Origin of the sequence: Pseudomonas sp. RC4D1, from assembly GCF_018390395.1 — a bacterium.
GTDB classification, from domain to species: Bacteria; Pseudomonadota; Gammaproteobacteria; order Pseudomonadales; family Pseudomonadaceae; genus Aquipseudomonas; species Aquipseudomonas danubii.
On the sequence record NZ_JAHBAW010000001.1, the window covers coordinates 368,496 to 386,216 of the forward strand.

The 17,721-nt window shown below is 61.2% G+C and carries 2 protein-coding genes; one reads left to right on the forward strand and one right to left on the reverse strand.

What is annotated here, in order from left to right:
* Positions 1 to 30: 30 nt before the first annotated feature.
* Positions 31 to 15,999 (reverse strand): LapA family giant adhesin, encoded by a 15,969-nt coding sequence (locus tag KHO49_RS01755; protein ID WP_213664520.1) that lies wholly within the window; start codon positions 15,997 to 15,999, stop codon positions 31 to 33.
* A 362-nt stretch (positions 16,000 to 16,361) separates the two neighbouring features.
* Here KHO49_RS01755 and KHO49_RS01760 point away from each other — a divergent pair, with 362 nt between their 5' ends.
* Positions 16,362 to 17,714: a TolC family outer membrane protein gene (locus tag KHO49_RS01760; protein ID WP_102882662.1), complete on the forward strand. Its 1,353-nt coding sequence runs from the start codon at positions 16,362 to 16,364 to the stop codon at positions 17,712 to 17,714.
* The last annotated feature ends 7 nt before the right edge of the window (positions 17,715 to 17,721 follow it).

A 17,721-nucleotide genomic window follows, 5' to 3' on the forward strand; every position in this document is an offset into this window, starting at 1 on the left:
CACCCGCCAGGGGTGGCTGCCAGGAGCCGATCAGCTGTTGTTGTGATCGATCTTGATGGTCGGGTCGCTACCGGCGATCAACGAGTTGATATTGGCATTGGACCAGTTGTTGCCTTCCAGCTTGATCGTCACGTCGGCGTTGGCCAGGCCCCCGGCGGCGTTGAGCTTGCCTTCGGAACTGACCTGCAGAGTCGAGACCCCGTCCACGGTAGTGATCTTGAGGAAGTTGTCGATGGTGCTGGCGCTCTCGCCCTGCAGCAGATCCCGCAGGTCGATACGGTCACCTTCACTGGCCTTGAAATCCTTGATCACATCGTTGCCGGTATCGCCGGCCTTCCAGACGAAGGTATCGGCCCCCGAACCACCGATCAGGATGTCATTGCCCTGGCCGCCGATCAGGGTGTCTTTGCCGGTGCCCCCCAGCAGGATGTCATTACCCTTGCCGCCGTCCAGCGTGTCGTTGCCGCCCTGGCCGAAGAGAATGTCATTGCCGGCGCCGCCCAGCAGGGTGTCGTTGCCGTCATGGCTCCCAGAAACATCGAACTCTTTGTAGTGCTCGGTGATGTACTGGTGCACGTTGCTGGTGGTGACCTTGCTCACATCGACCCCGTTCTGCTGGGCCACGTAGGCCTGCATGGCCTGGTAACCCTCGCCGGCGATGCTGTTGAAGCTCACCAGGTCGCCGAACAGGATGTCGTTGCCGTCGCCGCCGCTGACCTTGTCGGCCCCCGGCATGGTGGCTTCGGTGTGACCGATGATCGAATTGGCCAGGTCGTTCGGGTCGATGTTGGTCTGCGGCTTGCCATCGCTGTCGTATGGCTTGAGGTCGTTGAGGCTGACACCGCTGTTGATACCGATGGCTTCGACGTTCGACAGCCCGCTGAGCAAGGCAAAGCCGCTGCTGGAGTTGGTGGAGGTGTAGTAATCGGTGCTGCTGCCGGTACCGGCCAGGTTCGACAGCTCGTAGGTGCCGTCGCCCTGGGCGCGCAGGGTGCCCAAGGTTGCAGTATTCCAAGAGCCTTGGCCCCACCAATTGGTGCTGTAGGTCTGAAGCTTGACCGTACCGTCGCTGCTCACACTGAGAATGTGATCGCTGTCGATGGTTTTGCTGAAGGTATCCCCCAGCTTGTAATTGCTGGTGGTCACCACGGCATCGAGGCGCACGTTGCCGTACAGCGTCGGGTTGGTCTGCTCGCCGCTCTGATAGTAGGTCGGCTGGCCGTCAGTGATGAAGTACGTCAGGTTCTTGGCATTGGTATTGCCGGTGGCCTGGCTGCTCTGGAAGAAGTTGGCCGTGGTCTTGAACACGTCTTCATAGTTGGTGCCGCCGCCAGAGGTCATCGAATCCAGCACGGCCTTGAGTTGGGCCAGGGCATTCGGATCGTTGAGGTTCACCGCTACCGACTTGTTGACCTGGGAATCGAAGTCGGCCAGGAAGATGTTCACGGTGCCCGAGCCAGCGCTGCCGATGCTGTTCTTCAGGGTATTGAACACCGAGGTCAGTGAGTTCTTGGCCGCGGTGATCGAGGCGCTGCTCATACTGCCCGAGGAGTCCACCATGAAGGCGATGTTGTAGTTGGTGCCCGGCACCACGGTCAGGCCGCCGATGTCGGCGACCACGATGTCGTTGCCATCGGTACCGGTGACGGTGTCGTCGCCGGCGGTGGCGACCACAGCGTTGTAGTTTGCCGGGTAGACCTTGACCGGGATCTGCGCCGAAGTGCTGGCAGAACCGCCCAGGGACTCGGTGGAGGTCGAGGTCACGTTGAGGTTGAAGGTGCCGTTGTAGTACGGCGGCGGGGTGACCGTCAGGTTGCCCAGGTTCCAGCCGGTGACGTTGGCTTCGCCGGAGGTCGCGGTGGCGGTGAAGGTATGCCCGGCGCCATCGCTGAGGACGGAGCCTGCAGGAATGCCGCTGATCTTCACGCTCAGGGTTTCCGAACCGTCGGTATCGGTCAGGCCGGTGCTGATCTTCGACAGATGCACGCTGCCGCCTTCGCCGCCTTCGTTGAGCTTGTAGCCGTCGTAGTAACCCTCGCCGTTGGTGCCGTGCAGGTCGGACACCGAAACTCCGGCGTTGGTCAGGTCGGTGACGCCGGTGTACAGCGGCACGCCGGCGTTGCTCAGGTCTACCGGGGCTCCGCCGTTGACCGACAGGTTGACGTCGTAGCTGCCCGGGCCACTCTGGTTGTGGTGGTAGATATCGATGGTGTAGTAGCCGCTGGTGGTCGGGGTGAAGGTACCGTTGAGGTTACCGCCCGCGCCCCAGGTGGTGCTGGCCACGTTCTTGCCGCCGATGGTCACCAGCAGGCTGTCGTCGCCGGTGCCGGAGAAGGTGTAGGCCTTGCCGGCTTCCAGGTAGATCAGGCCGGAGGTCTTCGATGCGGTGCCCGGGGTGATGTTGCCGTCGGACTGGACGTTGGTCGCCAGGCTGCTGCTGTTAGGCGTACCGGCAGCATCAATCACCGATTTCAGGGTGCTGGCGGACGCGCCGTTGCCGTCGGTGCCCAGGCCGCTGAGGCCGGTCCAGACTTCCTTGAGCAGGCCCACCGAGTTGACGTTGTTGCCCGCCACGCTCAGGGTCGGGGCATCGGCCACTGGGGTGATGTCGACCGTGACCGTACCGGTGCTGCCCAGGGCCTGGCCATCGGTTGGCTGGAACTTGATCTGGGCGTAATCGGCCTGTTGGTTGCCTACGCCGCTGCCGCCGTAGCCATTGGTGCCGGATTCATTGGCGTCCGGGGTGAAGCGCAGTTTGCCGGCATCGATATCGGCCTTGCTGAAGGTCTGGTTGTTGGCCACGTCCTTCCAGGTCGAACCGTCCAGGTACTGCAGTTTGCCTTCACCCGGCAGTTGGGTGATTTTCACTCCAAGGTTGGCAGCCGGGCTGTCGACGTCGCTGACGCCGAAGTTGGACCAGGTCAGGGCCAGCGGGCTGTCTTCGCTGCCGGTCACGGCGCCGCCGGTGGCGGTTGGGGCGTCGTTTACCGCCACCACATTGACCGTGGTGGTGGCGACGTTGGAGTAGTTGCCGCCGTCGGTCACGGTCACGGTGATGGTCCGTGGCGTGGTGCTCGGGTCTTCACTGTTGTTGGTGAAGGTGATGTTCTTGATCTGTTGCATGTAGTCGGCCAGCGTCGCGTTGCCCGACAGGGTCAGGGTGATCGAGCCGTCCTTGCTGTTGGCATTGATGTTGATGCCGTTGACGCTGTTGCCCAGGTTCAGCGAGTCCCCCGGCTGACGGTTGGTCAGCACGATGGTGGCGCCGGTCAGCATCGTGCTGTCCGGGTCGGTGATGCTCAGGTCGGTGTCGGCGATCGACACGCCAGGGCCCGTGGTGCCTTCGGTGAAAGTGACCTTGTAGTCGGCACCGGTGGCGCCGCTGGAGTTGTTGGCGTCCAGGTCGATGACTGGTGGCGCATCGTTGTCGATGATCGAGGTGGTGACGCTGTTGTTACTGCCCACCACCAGGTTCTCGAAGTTACCGCCGCTGGCCGAATCGATCTTGACCGTGAAGTTCTCGGTGCCTTCAGTGATCTTGTTGTCAATGGTGGCGACGTTGAAGTTGGCGCTGCTGGCGCCGGCCGGAATCTTCACGGTGTACACGCCGCTGAAGTCCGAACCGTCAGTGGCGGTGCCGCTGTAGCTGATCTTCAGGGTGACTTCGGTCTGCGCCGGATGCGTCAGGCTCACGGTGTAGCTGGCGGTCTGGCCTTCAGTGACCGAAGTGCTGCCGGTGATGCCCACCGAAGTGGTATCCGCGGTGTCGGTCACGTTGGTCACCGCTGGTGTGGTGTCCTGCACCAGCTTCTCGAAGTTGCCTCCGGTGGCGCTGGTGATCGAGGCATTGACCTTGCCGGCGTCGATATAGACGTCGTCAGCCGGCGCCGCAACGGTGACGGTACCGGTGGTTTTGCCGGCGGCGATGTTGATCACCGCGCCGTTGCTCAGAGTGACGGTCACCGGAGTACCGGCTGCGTTGGTCAGGGTCGCGGTGTAGATGATCGAACCGCCTTCAGCCACGGTGCCAGTGGCGCTGAGGCTGACACTGGTGGTGTCGACGGAGTCGGTCACGGTGGTGCTGACCGGGGTCTTGTCGGCCACGAGATTTTCGTAGTTGCCGCCGCTGACGTTGGTGATGGAGTTGGTCAGCGGAGTGTGGCCGACCAGTACATCGTTAGGCGCGCTGATGCTCACCGAACCGGTGGTCTCGCCGACCGGGATGGTGATCTTCTCGCCGTTGGCCAGGTTCACGGTGACGGGCGAACCGGTCACAGGAGCGCTAACGGTGGCGGTATAAGTGACGTTGCCGCCTTCGGCAGCCGAAGGCGTGGCCTTGAGCGTGACGGTGGAGTTGTCGATGGTGTCAGTCACATCGGTTACGGCTGGCGTGGTGTTTGGCACCAGCTTCTCGAAGTTGCCACCTTCGGCCTTGGTGATAGTGGCCTCAACCTTGCCAGCGTCCTTGTAAACGTCATCGGTTGGCGCCGCGACGGTGGCGGTGCCAGTGGTGGCGCCGGCAGCGATGGTGATTACTGCACCATTACTCAAGGTCACGGTAACCGGAGTGCCTGCAGCATTGCTCAGGGTCGCGGTGTAAACGATGGACCCGCCTTCGGCCACGGAGTCAGTAGCACTCAGGCTCAGTGTGGTGGTGTCTGGTGTATCAGTAACCGAGGTTTCAGCTGGCTTGTCGCTGATCTCCAACTTCTCGTAGTTACCGCCGTCAGCCTTGGTGATGGTGGTGCTCAGGGAGCTGCCGCCAGCCAGAGCATCGTTAGGCGCGGTGAAGTTCACGGTGCCGGAGGATTCACCGACCGGAATGGTGATGGTCTGACCGTTGGACAGGGTCACCACGACCGGCGAACCGGTCACCGGAGCGGTAACCGACGCGGTGTAAACCACGGTTCCACCTTCGGCGACGCTCGGGGTCGCGGTCAGGCTGACAGTCGACGTATCGATAGTGTCAGTGACATCAGTCACAGCTGGCGCTGGGTTGGTGACCAGGTTCTCGAAGTTGCCGCCATCCGCTTTGGTGATGGTGACTTCAACCTTACCAGCGTCTTTGTAGACGTCATCGGCTGGGGCCGCGACAGTCGCGGTGCCAGTTGTGGTACCAGCGGCGATGGTGATCACCGCACCGTTGCTCAGGGTCACGGTGACCGGAGTACCAGCAGGGTTGGTCAGCGTAGCGGTGTAAACGATGGAGCCACCTTCTGCTACCGAGTCAGTAGCACTCAGGCTCAGAGTGGTGGTGTCTGGTGTATCAGTAACCGAGGTTTCAGCTGGCTTGTCGCTGACTTCCAGTTTTTCGTAGTTGCCACCGTCCGCTTTGGTGATGGTGGTGCTCAGAGAGCTACCGCCAGCCAGGGCGTCATTCGGCGCGGTGAAGTTCACCGAACCTTGGCTTTCGCCAACTGGGATGGTGATGGTCTGACCGTTGGACAGGGTCACTACTACTGGTGAGCCAGTCACTGGCGCGGTGACCGAAGCGGTGTACACCACAGTGCCGCCTTCGGCGACGCTTGGCGTAGCAGTCAGCGAAACGGTGCTGGTGTCGATGGTATCGGTGACATCAGTCACGGCAGGTGCTGGGTTGGTGACCAGGTTCTCGAAGTTACCGCCATCCGCTTTGGTGATGGTGGCTTCGACTTTACCGGCATCCTTGTAGACGTCGTCGGCTGGTGCCGCGACAGTCGCGGTGCCAGTTGTGGTACCAGCGGCGATGGTGATCACCGCACCGTTGCTCAGGGTCACGGTGACCGGAGTACCAGCAGGGTTGGTCAGCGTAGCGGTGTAAACGATGGAGCCACCTTCTGCTACCGAGTCAGTAGCACTCAGGCTCAGAGTGGTGGTGTCTGGTGTATCAGTAACCGAGGTTTCAGCTGGCTTGTCGCTGACTTCCAGTTTTTCGTAGTTGCCACCGTCCGCTTTGGTGATGGTGGTGCTCAGAGAGCTACCGCCAGCCAGGGCGTCATTCGGCGCGGTGAAGTTCACCGAACCTTGGCTTTCGCCAACTGGGATGGTGATGGTCTGACCGTTGGACAGGGTCACTACTACTGGTGAGCCAGTCACTGGCGCGGTGACCGAAGCGGTGTACACCACAGTGCCGCCTTCGGCGACGCTTGGCGTAGCAGTCAGCGAAACGGTGCTGGTGTCGATGGTATCGGTGACATCAGTCACGGCAGGTGCTGGGTTGGTGACCAGGTTCTCGAAGTTACCGCCGTCGGCTTTGGTGATGGTGGCTTCGACTTTGCCGGCATCCTTGTAGACGTCGTCGGCAGGCGCCGCAACAGTGGCGGTGCCGGAAGTGGCGCCAGCGGCAATGGTGATCACCGCGCCATTGCTCAGGGTCACAGTGACCGGAGTACCAGCAGCGTTGGTCAGGGTCGCGGTGTAAACGATGGACCCGCCTTCGGCCACGGAGTCGGTGGCACTCAGGCTCAGAGTCGTGGTGTCTGGTGTATCAGTAACCGAGGTTTCAGCCGGTTTGTCGCTGACCTCCAGCTTCTCGTAGTTACCACCGTCCGCTTTGGTGATGGTGGTGCTCAGAGAGCTACCGCCAGCCAGGGCGTCATTCGGCGCGGTGAAGTTCACCGAACCTTGGCTTTCGCCAACTGGGATGGTGATGGTTTGACCGTTGGACAAGGTCACCACAACTGGCGAACCGGTCACTGGCGCAGACACAGACGCGGTGTAAACGACGATGCCGCCCTCGGCGACGCTCGGAGTCGCCGTCAGGGAAACGGTGCTGGTATCGATAGTGTCAGTTACATCGGTGACCGCAGGCGCTGGATTGGTGACCAGGTTCTCGAAGTTACCGCCGTCCGCTTTGGTGATGGTGGCTTCGACTTTGCCGGCGTCTTTGTACACGTCATCGGCCGGCGCTGCGACGGTGGTGGTGCCGGAAGTGGCACCGGCAGCAATGGTGATCACCGCGCCGTTGCTCAGGGTCACAGTGACCGGAGTCCCTGCAGCGTTGGTCAGGGTCGCGGTGTAAACGATGGATCCGCCTTCTGCTACCGAGTCAGTAGCACTCAGGCTCAGAGTAGTGGTGTCCGGGGTATCGGTAACCGAGGTTTCAGCTGGCTTGTCGTTGATCTCCAGCTTCTCGTAGTTACCACCGTCGGCTTTGGTGATGGTGGTGCTCAGAGAGCTACCGCCCGCCAGGGCATCGTTCGGCGCGGTGAAGTTCACGGTGCCGGAGGATTCACCGACTGGAATAGTGATGGTCTGACCGTTGGACAAGGTCACCACAACCGGCGAGCCAGTCACCGGAGCAGTCACCGAAGCGGTGTACACCACAGTGCCGCCTTCAGCGACGCTTGGCGTAGCGGTCAGCGAAACGGTGCTGGTGTCGATGGTGTCGGTGACATCGGTGACGGCTGGCGCTGGGTTGGTCTCCAGGTTTTCGAAGTTGCCACCGTCTGCTTTGGTGATAGTGACTTCGACCTTACCGGCATCCTTGTAAACATCATCCGCAGGAGCGGCAACGGTTGCAGTCCCCGAAGTAGCGCCAGCGGCGATGGTGATGACGGCACCATTGGAGAGTGTGACGGTGACCGGAGTGCCAGCGGCGTTGGTCAGTGTTGCGGTGTAAACGATCGAGCCACCTTCGGCCACAGAATCGGTGGCCGTCAGGCTCAGGGTAGTGGTATCTGGCGTATCGGTAACCGAGGTTTCAGCAGGTTTGTCGCTGATCTCCAGCTTCTCGTAGTTGCCGCCGTCAGCTTTGGTGATGGTGGTGCTCAAGGAGCTGCCGCCAGCCAGGGCATCGTTCGGTGCAGTGAAGTTCACCGAACCTTGGCTTTCACCGACCGGGATGGTGATGGTCTGACCGTTGGACAGGGTCACTACTACTGGCGAGCCAGTCACTGGCGCTGTGACCGACGCGGTGTACACCACAGTGCCGCCTTCAGCGACGCTTGGCGTAGCAGTCAGCGAAACGGTGCTGGTGTCGATGGTATCGGTGACATCAGTCACAGCCGGAGCTGGGTTGGTGACTAGGTTCTCGAAGTTACCGCCGTCCGCTTTAGTGATGGTGGCTTCAACCTTGCCCGCATCTTTGTAGACGTCATCGGCTGGGGCCGCAACGGTTGCAGTCCCCGAAGTGGCACCGGCAGCAATGGTGATCACCGCGCCATTGCTCAGGGTCACAGTGACCGGAGTGCCAGCGGCGTTGGTCAGTGTTGCGGTGTAAACGATCGAGCCACCTTCGGCCACAGAATCGGTGGCCGTCAGGCTCAGGGTAGTGGTATCTGGCGTATCGGTAACCGAGGTTTCAGCAGGTTTATCGCTGATCTCCAGCTTCTCGTAGTTGCCGCCGTCAGCCTTGGTAATGGTGGTGCTCAGGGAGCTGCCGCCTGCCAGTGCGTCGTTGGGTGCGGTGAAGTTCACGGTGCCGGACGATTCGCCAACCGGAATAGTGATGGTCTGTCCGTTGGACAGAGTTACCACAACCGGCGAGCCGGTAACCGGAGCCGTAACCGAAGCGGTGTACACCACAGTGCCGCCTTCGGTGACGCTTGGTGTAGCGGTCAGGCTGACAGTCGACGTATCGATAGTGTCAGTGACATCAGTCACGGCAGGCGCTGGATTGGTGACCAGGTTTTCGAAGTTGCCACCGTCCGCTTTGGTGATGGTGGCTTCGACTTTGCCGGCGTCTTTGTAAACGTCGTCGGCTGGTGCTGCGACGGTGGCGGTGCCGGAAGTGGCACCGGCAGCAATGGTGATCACCGCGCCATTGCTCAAGGTTACGGTGACCGGCGTACCAGCCGCATTACTCAGTGTCGCGGTATAGACAATGGAGCCGCCTTCAGCCACGGAGTCGGTGGCCGAGAGGCTCAGCGTCGTGGTGTCCGGGGTATCAGTGACTGTAGTTTCAGCTGGCTTATCGCTGACCTCCAGCTTCTCGTAGTTACCACCGTCCGCTTTGGTGATGGTGGTGCTCAGAGAGCTACCGCCAGCCAGGGCATCGTTCGGCGCGGTGAAGTTCACCGTGGCGGAAGACTCGCCCACTGGAATAGTGATGGTCTGACCGTTGGACAGAGTCACCACAACCGGCGAGCCGGTCACCGGAGCCGTAACCGACGCGGTGTACACCACTGTGCCGCCTTCGGCGACGCTTGGGGTAGCAGTCAGGCTGACGGTGGAAGTGTCGATGGTGTCGGTGACATCAGTCACAGCCGGAGCTGGGTTGGTGACCAGGTTCTCGAAGTTGCCGCCGTCAGCTTTGGTGATGGTGGCTTCGACTTTGCCGGCATCCTTGTAAACATCGTCTGCAGGAGCGGCAACGGTGGCAGTCCCCGAAGTGGCGCCTGCCGCGATGGTGATGACGGCACCGTTGGAGAGTGTGACCGTGACCGGAGTGCCAGCGGCATTGGTCAGGGTCGCGGTGTAGACGATGGAGCCGCCTTCGGCCACCGAGTCGGTGGCGGTGAGGCTCAAAGTCGTTGTATCCGGGGTATCGGTCACGCTGGTCTCAGCCGGTTTATCGCTGATCTCCAGTTTTTCGTAGTTGCCGCCATCGGCCTTGGTGATGGTGGTGCTTAGGGAGCTGCCACCGGCCAGAGCGTCGTTGGGGGCGGTGAAATTAACAGAGGCCTGGCTTTCGCCGACCGGGATGGTGATGGTCTGGCCGTTGGACAGGGTCACTACAACCGGAGAGCCGGTCACCGGCGCCGAAACCGACGCGGTGTACACCACGGTGCCGCCTTCGGCGACGCTTGGGGTAGCGGTCAGGCTGATGGTCGAGGTGTCGATGGTGTCAGTGACATCGGTCACCGCTGGAGCCGGGTTGGTCTCCAGGTTCTCGAAGTTGCCGCCGTCAGCCTTGCTGATGGTGACTTCAACCTTGCCGGCGTCCTTATAGACGTCGTCGGCAGGCGCCGCGACAGTGGCGGTGCCAGTCGTGGCGCCAGCGGCGATGGTGATCACCGCGCCGTTGCTCAGGGTTACGGTCACCGGGGTGCCAGCGGCATTGGTCAGTGTTGCGGTGTAAACGATGGAACCGCCTTCGGCCACGGAGTCGGTGGCCGAGAGGCTCAGGGTGGTGGTGTCCGGGGTGTCGGTTACTGTGGTTTCAGCGGGCTTGTCGCTGATCTCCAGCTTCTCGAAGTTGCCGCCGTCAGCCTTGGTGATGGTGGTGCTCAGGGAGCTGCCGCCAGCCAGGGCATCGTTGGGTGCGGTGAAGTTCACGGTGGCGGACGATTCGCCCACCGGGATGGTAATGGTCTGTCCGTTGGACAGGGTCACTACAACTGGCGAGCCGGTCACCGGCGCCGACACAGACGCGGTGTACACCACGGTACCGCCTTCGGCCACGCTTGAAGTCGCCGTCAGGTTCACCGTCGAGGTATCGATGGTGTCGGTGACATCGGTGACGGCTGGCGCTGGGTTGGTTTCCAGGTTCTCGAAGTTGCCGCCGTCAGCTTTGGTGATGGTGACTTCGACCTTGCCGGCGTCTTTGTACACGTCGTCAGCCGGTGCGGCGACGGTGGCTGTACCCGAGGTAGCGCCAGCGGCAATGGTGATGACTGCACCGTTGGACAGGGTCACGGTGACCGGAGTGCCTGCAGCATTGGTCAGGGTAGCGGTGTAGACAATGGAGCCGCCCTCGGCCACGGAGTCGGTGGCCGACAGGCTCAGGGTGGTGGTGTCCGGCGTATCGGTAACACTGGTCTCAGCGGGTTTGTCGTTGATGTCCAGCTTTTCGTAGTTGCCACCGTCCGCTTTGGTGATGGTGGTACTCAGGGAGCTACCGCCAGCCAGGGCGTCATTCGGTGCAGTGAAGTTCGCGCTGCCGGAAGATTCGCCAACCGGAATGGTAATGGTCTGGCCGTTGGATAGGGTGACCACAACCGGCGAGCCGGTAACCGGAGCGGTGACCGATGCGGTATACACCACGGTGCCGCCTTCAGCGACGCTTGGCGTAGCAGTCAGTGAAACGGTACTGGTGTCGATGGTATCGGTGACATCAGTCACCGCTGGAGCTGGGTTGGTGACCAGGTTTTCGAAGTTACCACCGTCAGCTTTGGTGATGGTTGCTTCGACTTTGCCGGCGTCTTTGTACACGTCGTCAGCCGGAGCGGCGACTGTGGCGGTGCCTGAAGTGGCGCCTGCGGCAATGGTGATCACCGCGCCGTTGCTCAGGGTCACGGTGACTGGTGTGCCAGCGGCGTTGGTCAGGGTCGCGGTGTAAACGATGGACCCGCCTTCGGCCACGGAGCCGGTGGCGGTGAGGCTCAACGTCGTGGTGTCCGGGGTATCAGTGACTGAAGTTTCAGCCGGCTTATCGCTGACCTCCAGCTTCTCGTAGTTACCACCGTCCGCTTTGGTGATGGTGGTGCTCAAGGAGCTGCCGCCCGCCAGAGCGTCGTTGGGTGCGGTGAAGTTCACCGAGCCTTGGCTTTCGCCAACTGGGATAGTGATGGTCTGACCGTTGGACAGGGTGACGACGACTGGTGAGCCTGTAACCGGAGCCGAAACCGACGCGGTGTAAACCACGGTTCCACCTTCGGCGACGCTCGGGGTCGCGGTCAGGCTGACAGTCGACGTATCGATAGTGTCAGTGACGTCGGTGACGGCCGGAGCTGGGTTGGTGACCAGATTCTCGAAGTTGCCACCGTCAGCTTTGGTGATGGTGGCTTCAACCTTGCCAGCGTCTTTGTAGACGTCATCGGCTGGGGCTGCGACGGTGGCGGTGCCAGTGGTGGCGCCTGCGGCGATGGTGATCACCGCGCCATTGCTCAGGGTCACAGTGACTGGCGTGCCAGCCGCGTTGGTCAGGGTCGCGGTGTAAACGATGGACCCGCCTTCGGCCACGGAGCCGGTGGCGGTGAGGCTCAACGTCGTTGTATCCGGGGTATCGGTAATGCTGGTCTCAGCCGGCTTGTCGCTGACTTCCAGTTTTTCGTAGTTACCGCCGTCAGCCTTGGTGATGGTGGTGCTCAAGGAGCTGCCGCCAGCCAGGGCATCGTTCGGTGCAGTGAAGTTCACCGAACCTTGGCTTTCGCCAACCGGGATGGTGATGGTCTGACCGTTGGACAGGGTCACCACGACCGGCGAACCGGTCACCGGAGCGGTAACCGACGCGGTGTAAACCACGGTTCCACCTTCGGCGACGCTCGGGGTCGCGGTCAGGCTGACAGTCGACGTATCGATAGTGTCAGTGACATCAGTCACGGCTGGCGCTGGGTTGGTGACCAGGTTTTCGAAGTTGCCGCCATCCGCTTTGGTGATGGTGACTTCGACTTTGCCGGCATCCTTGTAGACGTCATCGGCCGGTGCCGCCACGGTGGCGGTGCCAGTTGTGGCGCCTGCGGCAATGGTGATCACCGCGCCGTTGCTCAGGGTCACGGTGACGGGAGTGCCAGCAGCATTGGTCAAGGTGGCGGTGTAAACAATCGAGCCGCCCTCAGCCACGGTATCGGTAGCGGTCACGCTAAGGGTGGTGGTATCCGGGGTATCGGTAACCGAGGTCTCAGCGGGCTTATCGCTGATTTCCAGCTTTTCGTAGTTACCACCGTCAGCTTTGGTGATGGTGGTGCTAAGGGAGCTGCCGCCTGCCAGTGCATCGTTTGGCGCGGTGAAGTTCACGGTGCCAGAGGATTCGCCCACCGGAATGGTGATGGTCTGGCCATTGGACAGCGTTACTACGACCGGGGAGCCAGTTACTGGGGCGGACACCGAGGCTGTGTACACCACGATGCCGCCTTCGGCGACGCTTGGGGTCGCGGTTAACGAAACGGTGCTGGTATCGATAGTGTCAGTGACATCAGTCACGGCTGGAGCTGGATTGGTGACCAAGTTTTCGAAGTTGCCGCCATCCGCTTTGGTGATGGTGACTTCGACTTTACCGGCATCCTTGTAGACGTCATCGGCCGGTGCCGCCACGGTGGCGGTGCCAGTTGTGGCGCCTGCGGCAATGGTGATCACCGCGCCGTTGCTCAGGGTCACGGTGACCGGAGTGCCGGCAGCGTTGGTCAGGGTCGCGGTGTAAACAATCGAACCGCCTTCTGCCACGGTATCGGTGGCAGTCACGCTGAGTGTGGTGGTGTCCGGTGTGTCGGTGACCGAGGTTTCAGCTGGCTTGTCATTGATCTCCAGCTTCTCGTAGTTACCACCGTCAGCTTTGGTGATGGTGGTGCTCAGGGAACTGCCGCCTGCCAGTGCATCGTTAGGCGCGGTGAAGTTCACGGTGCCGGACGATTCGCCAACCGGAATAGTGATGGTCTGTCCGTTGGACAGAGTCACCACAACCGGCGAGCCGGTAACCGGAGCCGTAACCGAAGCGGTGTAAACCACGGTGCCGCCTTCAGCGACACTTGGTGTAGCGGTTAACGAAACGGTGCTGGTATCGACAGTGTCAGTTACATCGGTGACCGCTGGCGCTGGGTTGGTAACCAGATTCTCGAAGTTGCCGCCGTCGGCTTTGGTGATGGTGACTTCAACCTTGCCAGCGTCTTTGTACACGTCATCGGCCGGGGCCGCGACGGTGGCGGTGCCAGTGGTGGCGCCTGCGGCAATGGTGATGACTGCACCGTTGGACAGGGTCACGGTGACTGGTGTGCCAGCAGCATTGGTCAGCGTGGCGGTGTAAACAATCGAGCCACCCTCAGCCACGGTATCGGTAGCGGTTACGCTCAGAGTCGTGGTGTCTGGTGTATCAGTGACCGAGGTTTCAGCTGGCTTGTCATTGATCTCCAGCTTCTCGTAGTTACCACCGTCCGCTTTGGTGATGGTGGTGCTCAGAGAACTACCGCCAGCCAGGGCGTCATTCGGCGCGGTGAAATTCACGCTGCCGGAGGATTCGCCCACTGGAATAGTGATGGTCTGACCGTTAGACAGAGTCACCACAACTGGCGAGCCCGTTACTGGCGCGGTGACCGATGCGGTGTAAACCACGGTGCCGCCTTCGGCGACGCTCGGGGTGGCGGTCAGGCTGACAGTCGACGTATCGATAGTGTCAGTGACATCAGTCACTGCCGGAGCCGGGTTGGTTTCCAGGTTCTCGAAGTTGCCGCCATCGGTCTTGGTGATGGTGACCTCGACCTTGCCCGCGTCCTTATAGACGTCATCAGCCGGTGCGGCCACGGTGGCGGTGCCAGTGGTGGCGCCAGCGGCGATGGTGATCACTGCACCGTTGCTCAGGGTCACGGTGACCGGAGTCCCTGCAGCGTTGGTCAGTGTAGCGGTGTAAACGATGGATCCGCCTTCTGCTACCGAGTCAGTAGCACTCAGGCTCAGAGTAGTGGTGTCCGGGGTATCGGTAACCGAGGTTTCAGCTGGCTTGTCGTTGATCTCCAGCTTCTCGTAGTTACCACCGTCAGCTTTGGTGATGGTGGTGCTCAGAGAGCTACCGCCTGCCAGTGCATCGTTAGGCGCGGTGAAGTTCACGGTGCCGGACGATTCGCCAACCGGAATAGTGATGGTCTGTCCGTTGGACAGAGTCACCACAACCGGCGAGCCGGTAACCGGAGCCGTAACCGAAGCGGTGTACACCACAGTTCCACCTTCGGCGACGCTCGGAGTGGCGGTCAGGCTGACGGTGGAAGTGTCGATAGTGTCAGTGACATCAGTCACGGCAGGCGCTGGATTGGTGACCAGGTTTTCGAAGTTGCCGCCATCGGTCTTGGTGATGGTGACTTCGACCTTGCCCGCGTCCTTATAGACGTCATCAGCCGGTGCGGCCACGGTGGCGGTGCCAGTGGTGGCGCCAGCGGCGATGGTGATCACTGCACCGTTGCTCAGGGTCACGGTGACCGGAGTCCCAGCAGGATTGGTCAGTGTCGCGGTGTAGACGATGGAGCCGCCTTCGGCCACGGTGCCGGTGGCCGACAGGCTCAGGCCGGTATCGTCAATGGTGTCAGTGACTGTGGTCACGGCCTTGTCGGTGCTGGGCACCAGGCTCTCGAAGTTGCCGCCCTCGGCCTTGGTGATGCCGACCTCGATGGTGCTGCCGTTTTTGTAGACATCGTTGACCGGGGCCGCGACGTCGATCGAACCGCTGGACTTGCCCGCTTCGATGGTGATGACCGAACCGTTGGACAGGGTAATGGTCACCGGCGTTTGCGCCGGGTTGGTCAGGGTGGCGGTGTAGGTGATCTGTCCGCCTTCGGTGACGTTGGCATCGGCTGTCAGGGTGACGGTGGTGGTGTCGATAGTGTCGGTGATCTGGGTCACAGCCGGGGTTGGATTGACGGTCACCAGCAGGCCACCGCCGCCAGCGGTGCCGGTCACGCTCACGCTGATCTGGCCGGGGTCGATGTAGACGTTGTCTTGGGGCGCCAGAGGGACCTGCACGCTGCCAGTGGTTTGGCCCGCACTGATCACGATGACCGCACCATTGGACAGGGTGACGGTCAGGTCGGTCAGCGGTGCCTGGGTCAGAGTGGCGGTATACACCAGCACACCACCGGCTTCGGTGATGGTCGGGGTGGCGCCCAGGGTCAGGGTCGCCGGACGCAGCGAATCACTGCCACTGCCGTTGCCATTGGCCAGGCCATTATTGTTGGTCAGCCCGCCAATGGTGTTGTCCTGGGCCGAAGTGGCCAGCCCCAGGCCGGCCGTCGGGAAGCCGATGGTCGGGTCCACCCGGCCAGCGGTTTCCTCAAGCTGGACGAAGCTATGGCCGCCCCCGGCGGCACCGCCCGTACCTGCTGCGGACGGGCCGGCAGCGGTGGCTTCCAGGTCGGTGGTCGGGTCGACACCCGCGGCAATGGCCTGCTGCAGTTCAGCCACCGATGGCGCGGCTTGCGCACTGGCCTGGGCCAGGTCGGTGCTGGAGTCCGGTGCGGCACCGCTCCATTGAGTGTCGCGGCCAAGGTCGAGGGTACGCCCGTCGGTCAACTCCAGGGTAACGGCACCCGCCGGGCCGGTATCCACCTGGTCACCCACGAACAGGCGGTCGCCTTCGATGAGTACGCGCCGGATTCCTTCCGGGGAAACTACGAAAACCTGACCGACAATGCTTTTGACGATGGCAACAACACTGCTCATTGGGGACTCTCCGGTGTACCGCTCAGTTGACATCCATGTACCGGCTTGGGCGCGGGCCGCAACTCAGTCTGGAGGTACATTGCTGTGTAATTGGGAACGGGTATTTGACAGTATAGCCGTCAATATTTTGGCTAGATTTTTTCGGGATTAACTTTATGCCAAACTATTGACCTTCTGGGTGCCATCCTAAACAATCGCCGAATTAATGTCACATTGATATTCGTGCAGTAACCTGACTTGAAGTATGTGAACCAGTTCTTAGTTTGAACTTTCCGACGGACGGTCGTTGTGGTTGCAATCATTCGATGTGGCACCACGTTATGACGTGTTTCTGGACATGCTGTCCGAGGGAAATTCTTACCATGCGTTTTCACCTGTTCAAGGCCCTGCCGTTCGCCTTAGCTGCCAGTTTCGTGCAGGCACAAACACTCCCCGAAGCCATGCAGAAAGCACTGGATGTGCACCCGGAAATTCAAGCCGGGGTAAACAGCCGTCTAGCCGCCGACTATCAACTTAAAGCCGCCAAGGGTGGCTATTTGCCGCGTGTCGATATGCTCGCTGGCTACGGTCGCGAAGGGACCGATAACCCTAGTACTCGTGCGGGTACTGGCAGCAATCACTGGGAAACCCTGAACCGTAGCGAGTCAAGTTTACGTCTCCAACAGATGGTTTTTGACGGTTTTGCCACGTCCAGCGAAGTGGGGCGTCAACAAGCCACCGTCAACTCTCGGGCTTATTCCCTGCTGGGTACTTCCGAGCGCACCGCGCTGACCGTGGCCCAGGTGTACCTGGATGTGTTGACCCGTCGTCAATTCGTGCAACTGGCAGAAGACAATCTGCGTAATCACGAACGCATCTACGACCAGATCAAACTGCGCACCCAGCGTGGCGTGGGCAGTGGCGCCGACCTTGACCAGGCCGAAGCGCGCATGGCCCAGGCCCGCAACAACCTGATCACCGAGCAGACCAACCTGGCCGACGCCCAGACCAACTACCTGAGTGCGGTAGGGCAGATGCCGGATCAACTGGAACGCCCTGCCAGTTTTATGGCGATGCTGCCGGCCAACCTCGATGAGGCCCGCCGTCAGATGCTGGAAAACAGCCCGATCCTGCGCTCCGCCGAGTCCGACATTGTCGCTGCCGAGAAGCAGTACGACGCCGCCAAATCGGCGTTCTACCCACGTTTCGATGCTGAGCTGGGACGCACCGCCGACAACGACCTCGACGGTCAGAACGGCCACAACAATGAATGGCAGGCCATGCTGCGCATGCGCTTCAACCTGTTCGCCGGCGGCAGCAACAAGGCCGATCTGGAGTCCAAGGCCTACCAGTCCAACCAGGCGCTGGATATCCGCAACAACGCCCTGCGGGTACTGAACGAAGAACTGGGCCTGGCCTGGAACGCCTTGAACAATGCCAATGCCCAGGTGCCGATCGCCCAGCAATATGTTGATCGCAGCATGGCGGTGCGCACCGCCTACCAGAAGCAGTTCAGTCTGGGCGAACGTACCCTGCTGGACTTGCTCGACAGCGAAAACGAACTGTTCACCGCCTCCCGGCGTTTGGCCGAGATCCAGAACATTCAGTTATTTACTCAGTATCGAATCAAGGCGACCATGGGCGAGTTGCTCAAGAGCCAGGGAGTGGTCGCACCTATGGCTTCGGTCGTGCAGAACGATGCGAAGCCCAAGGTCCAGCTGCCTGGGATGAATTGAGCTACTT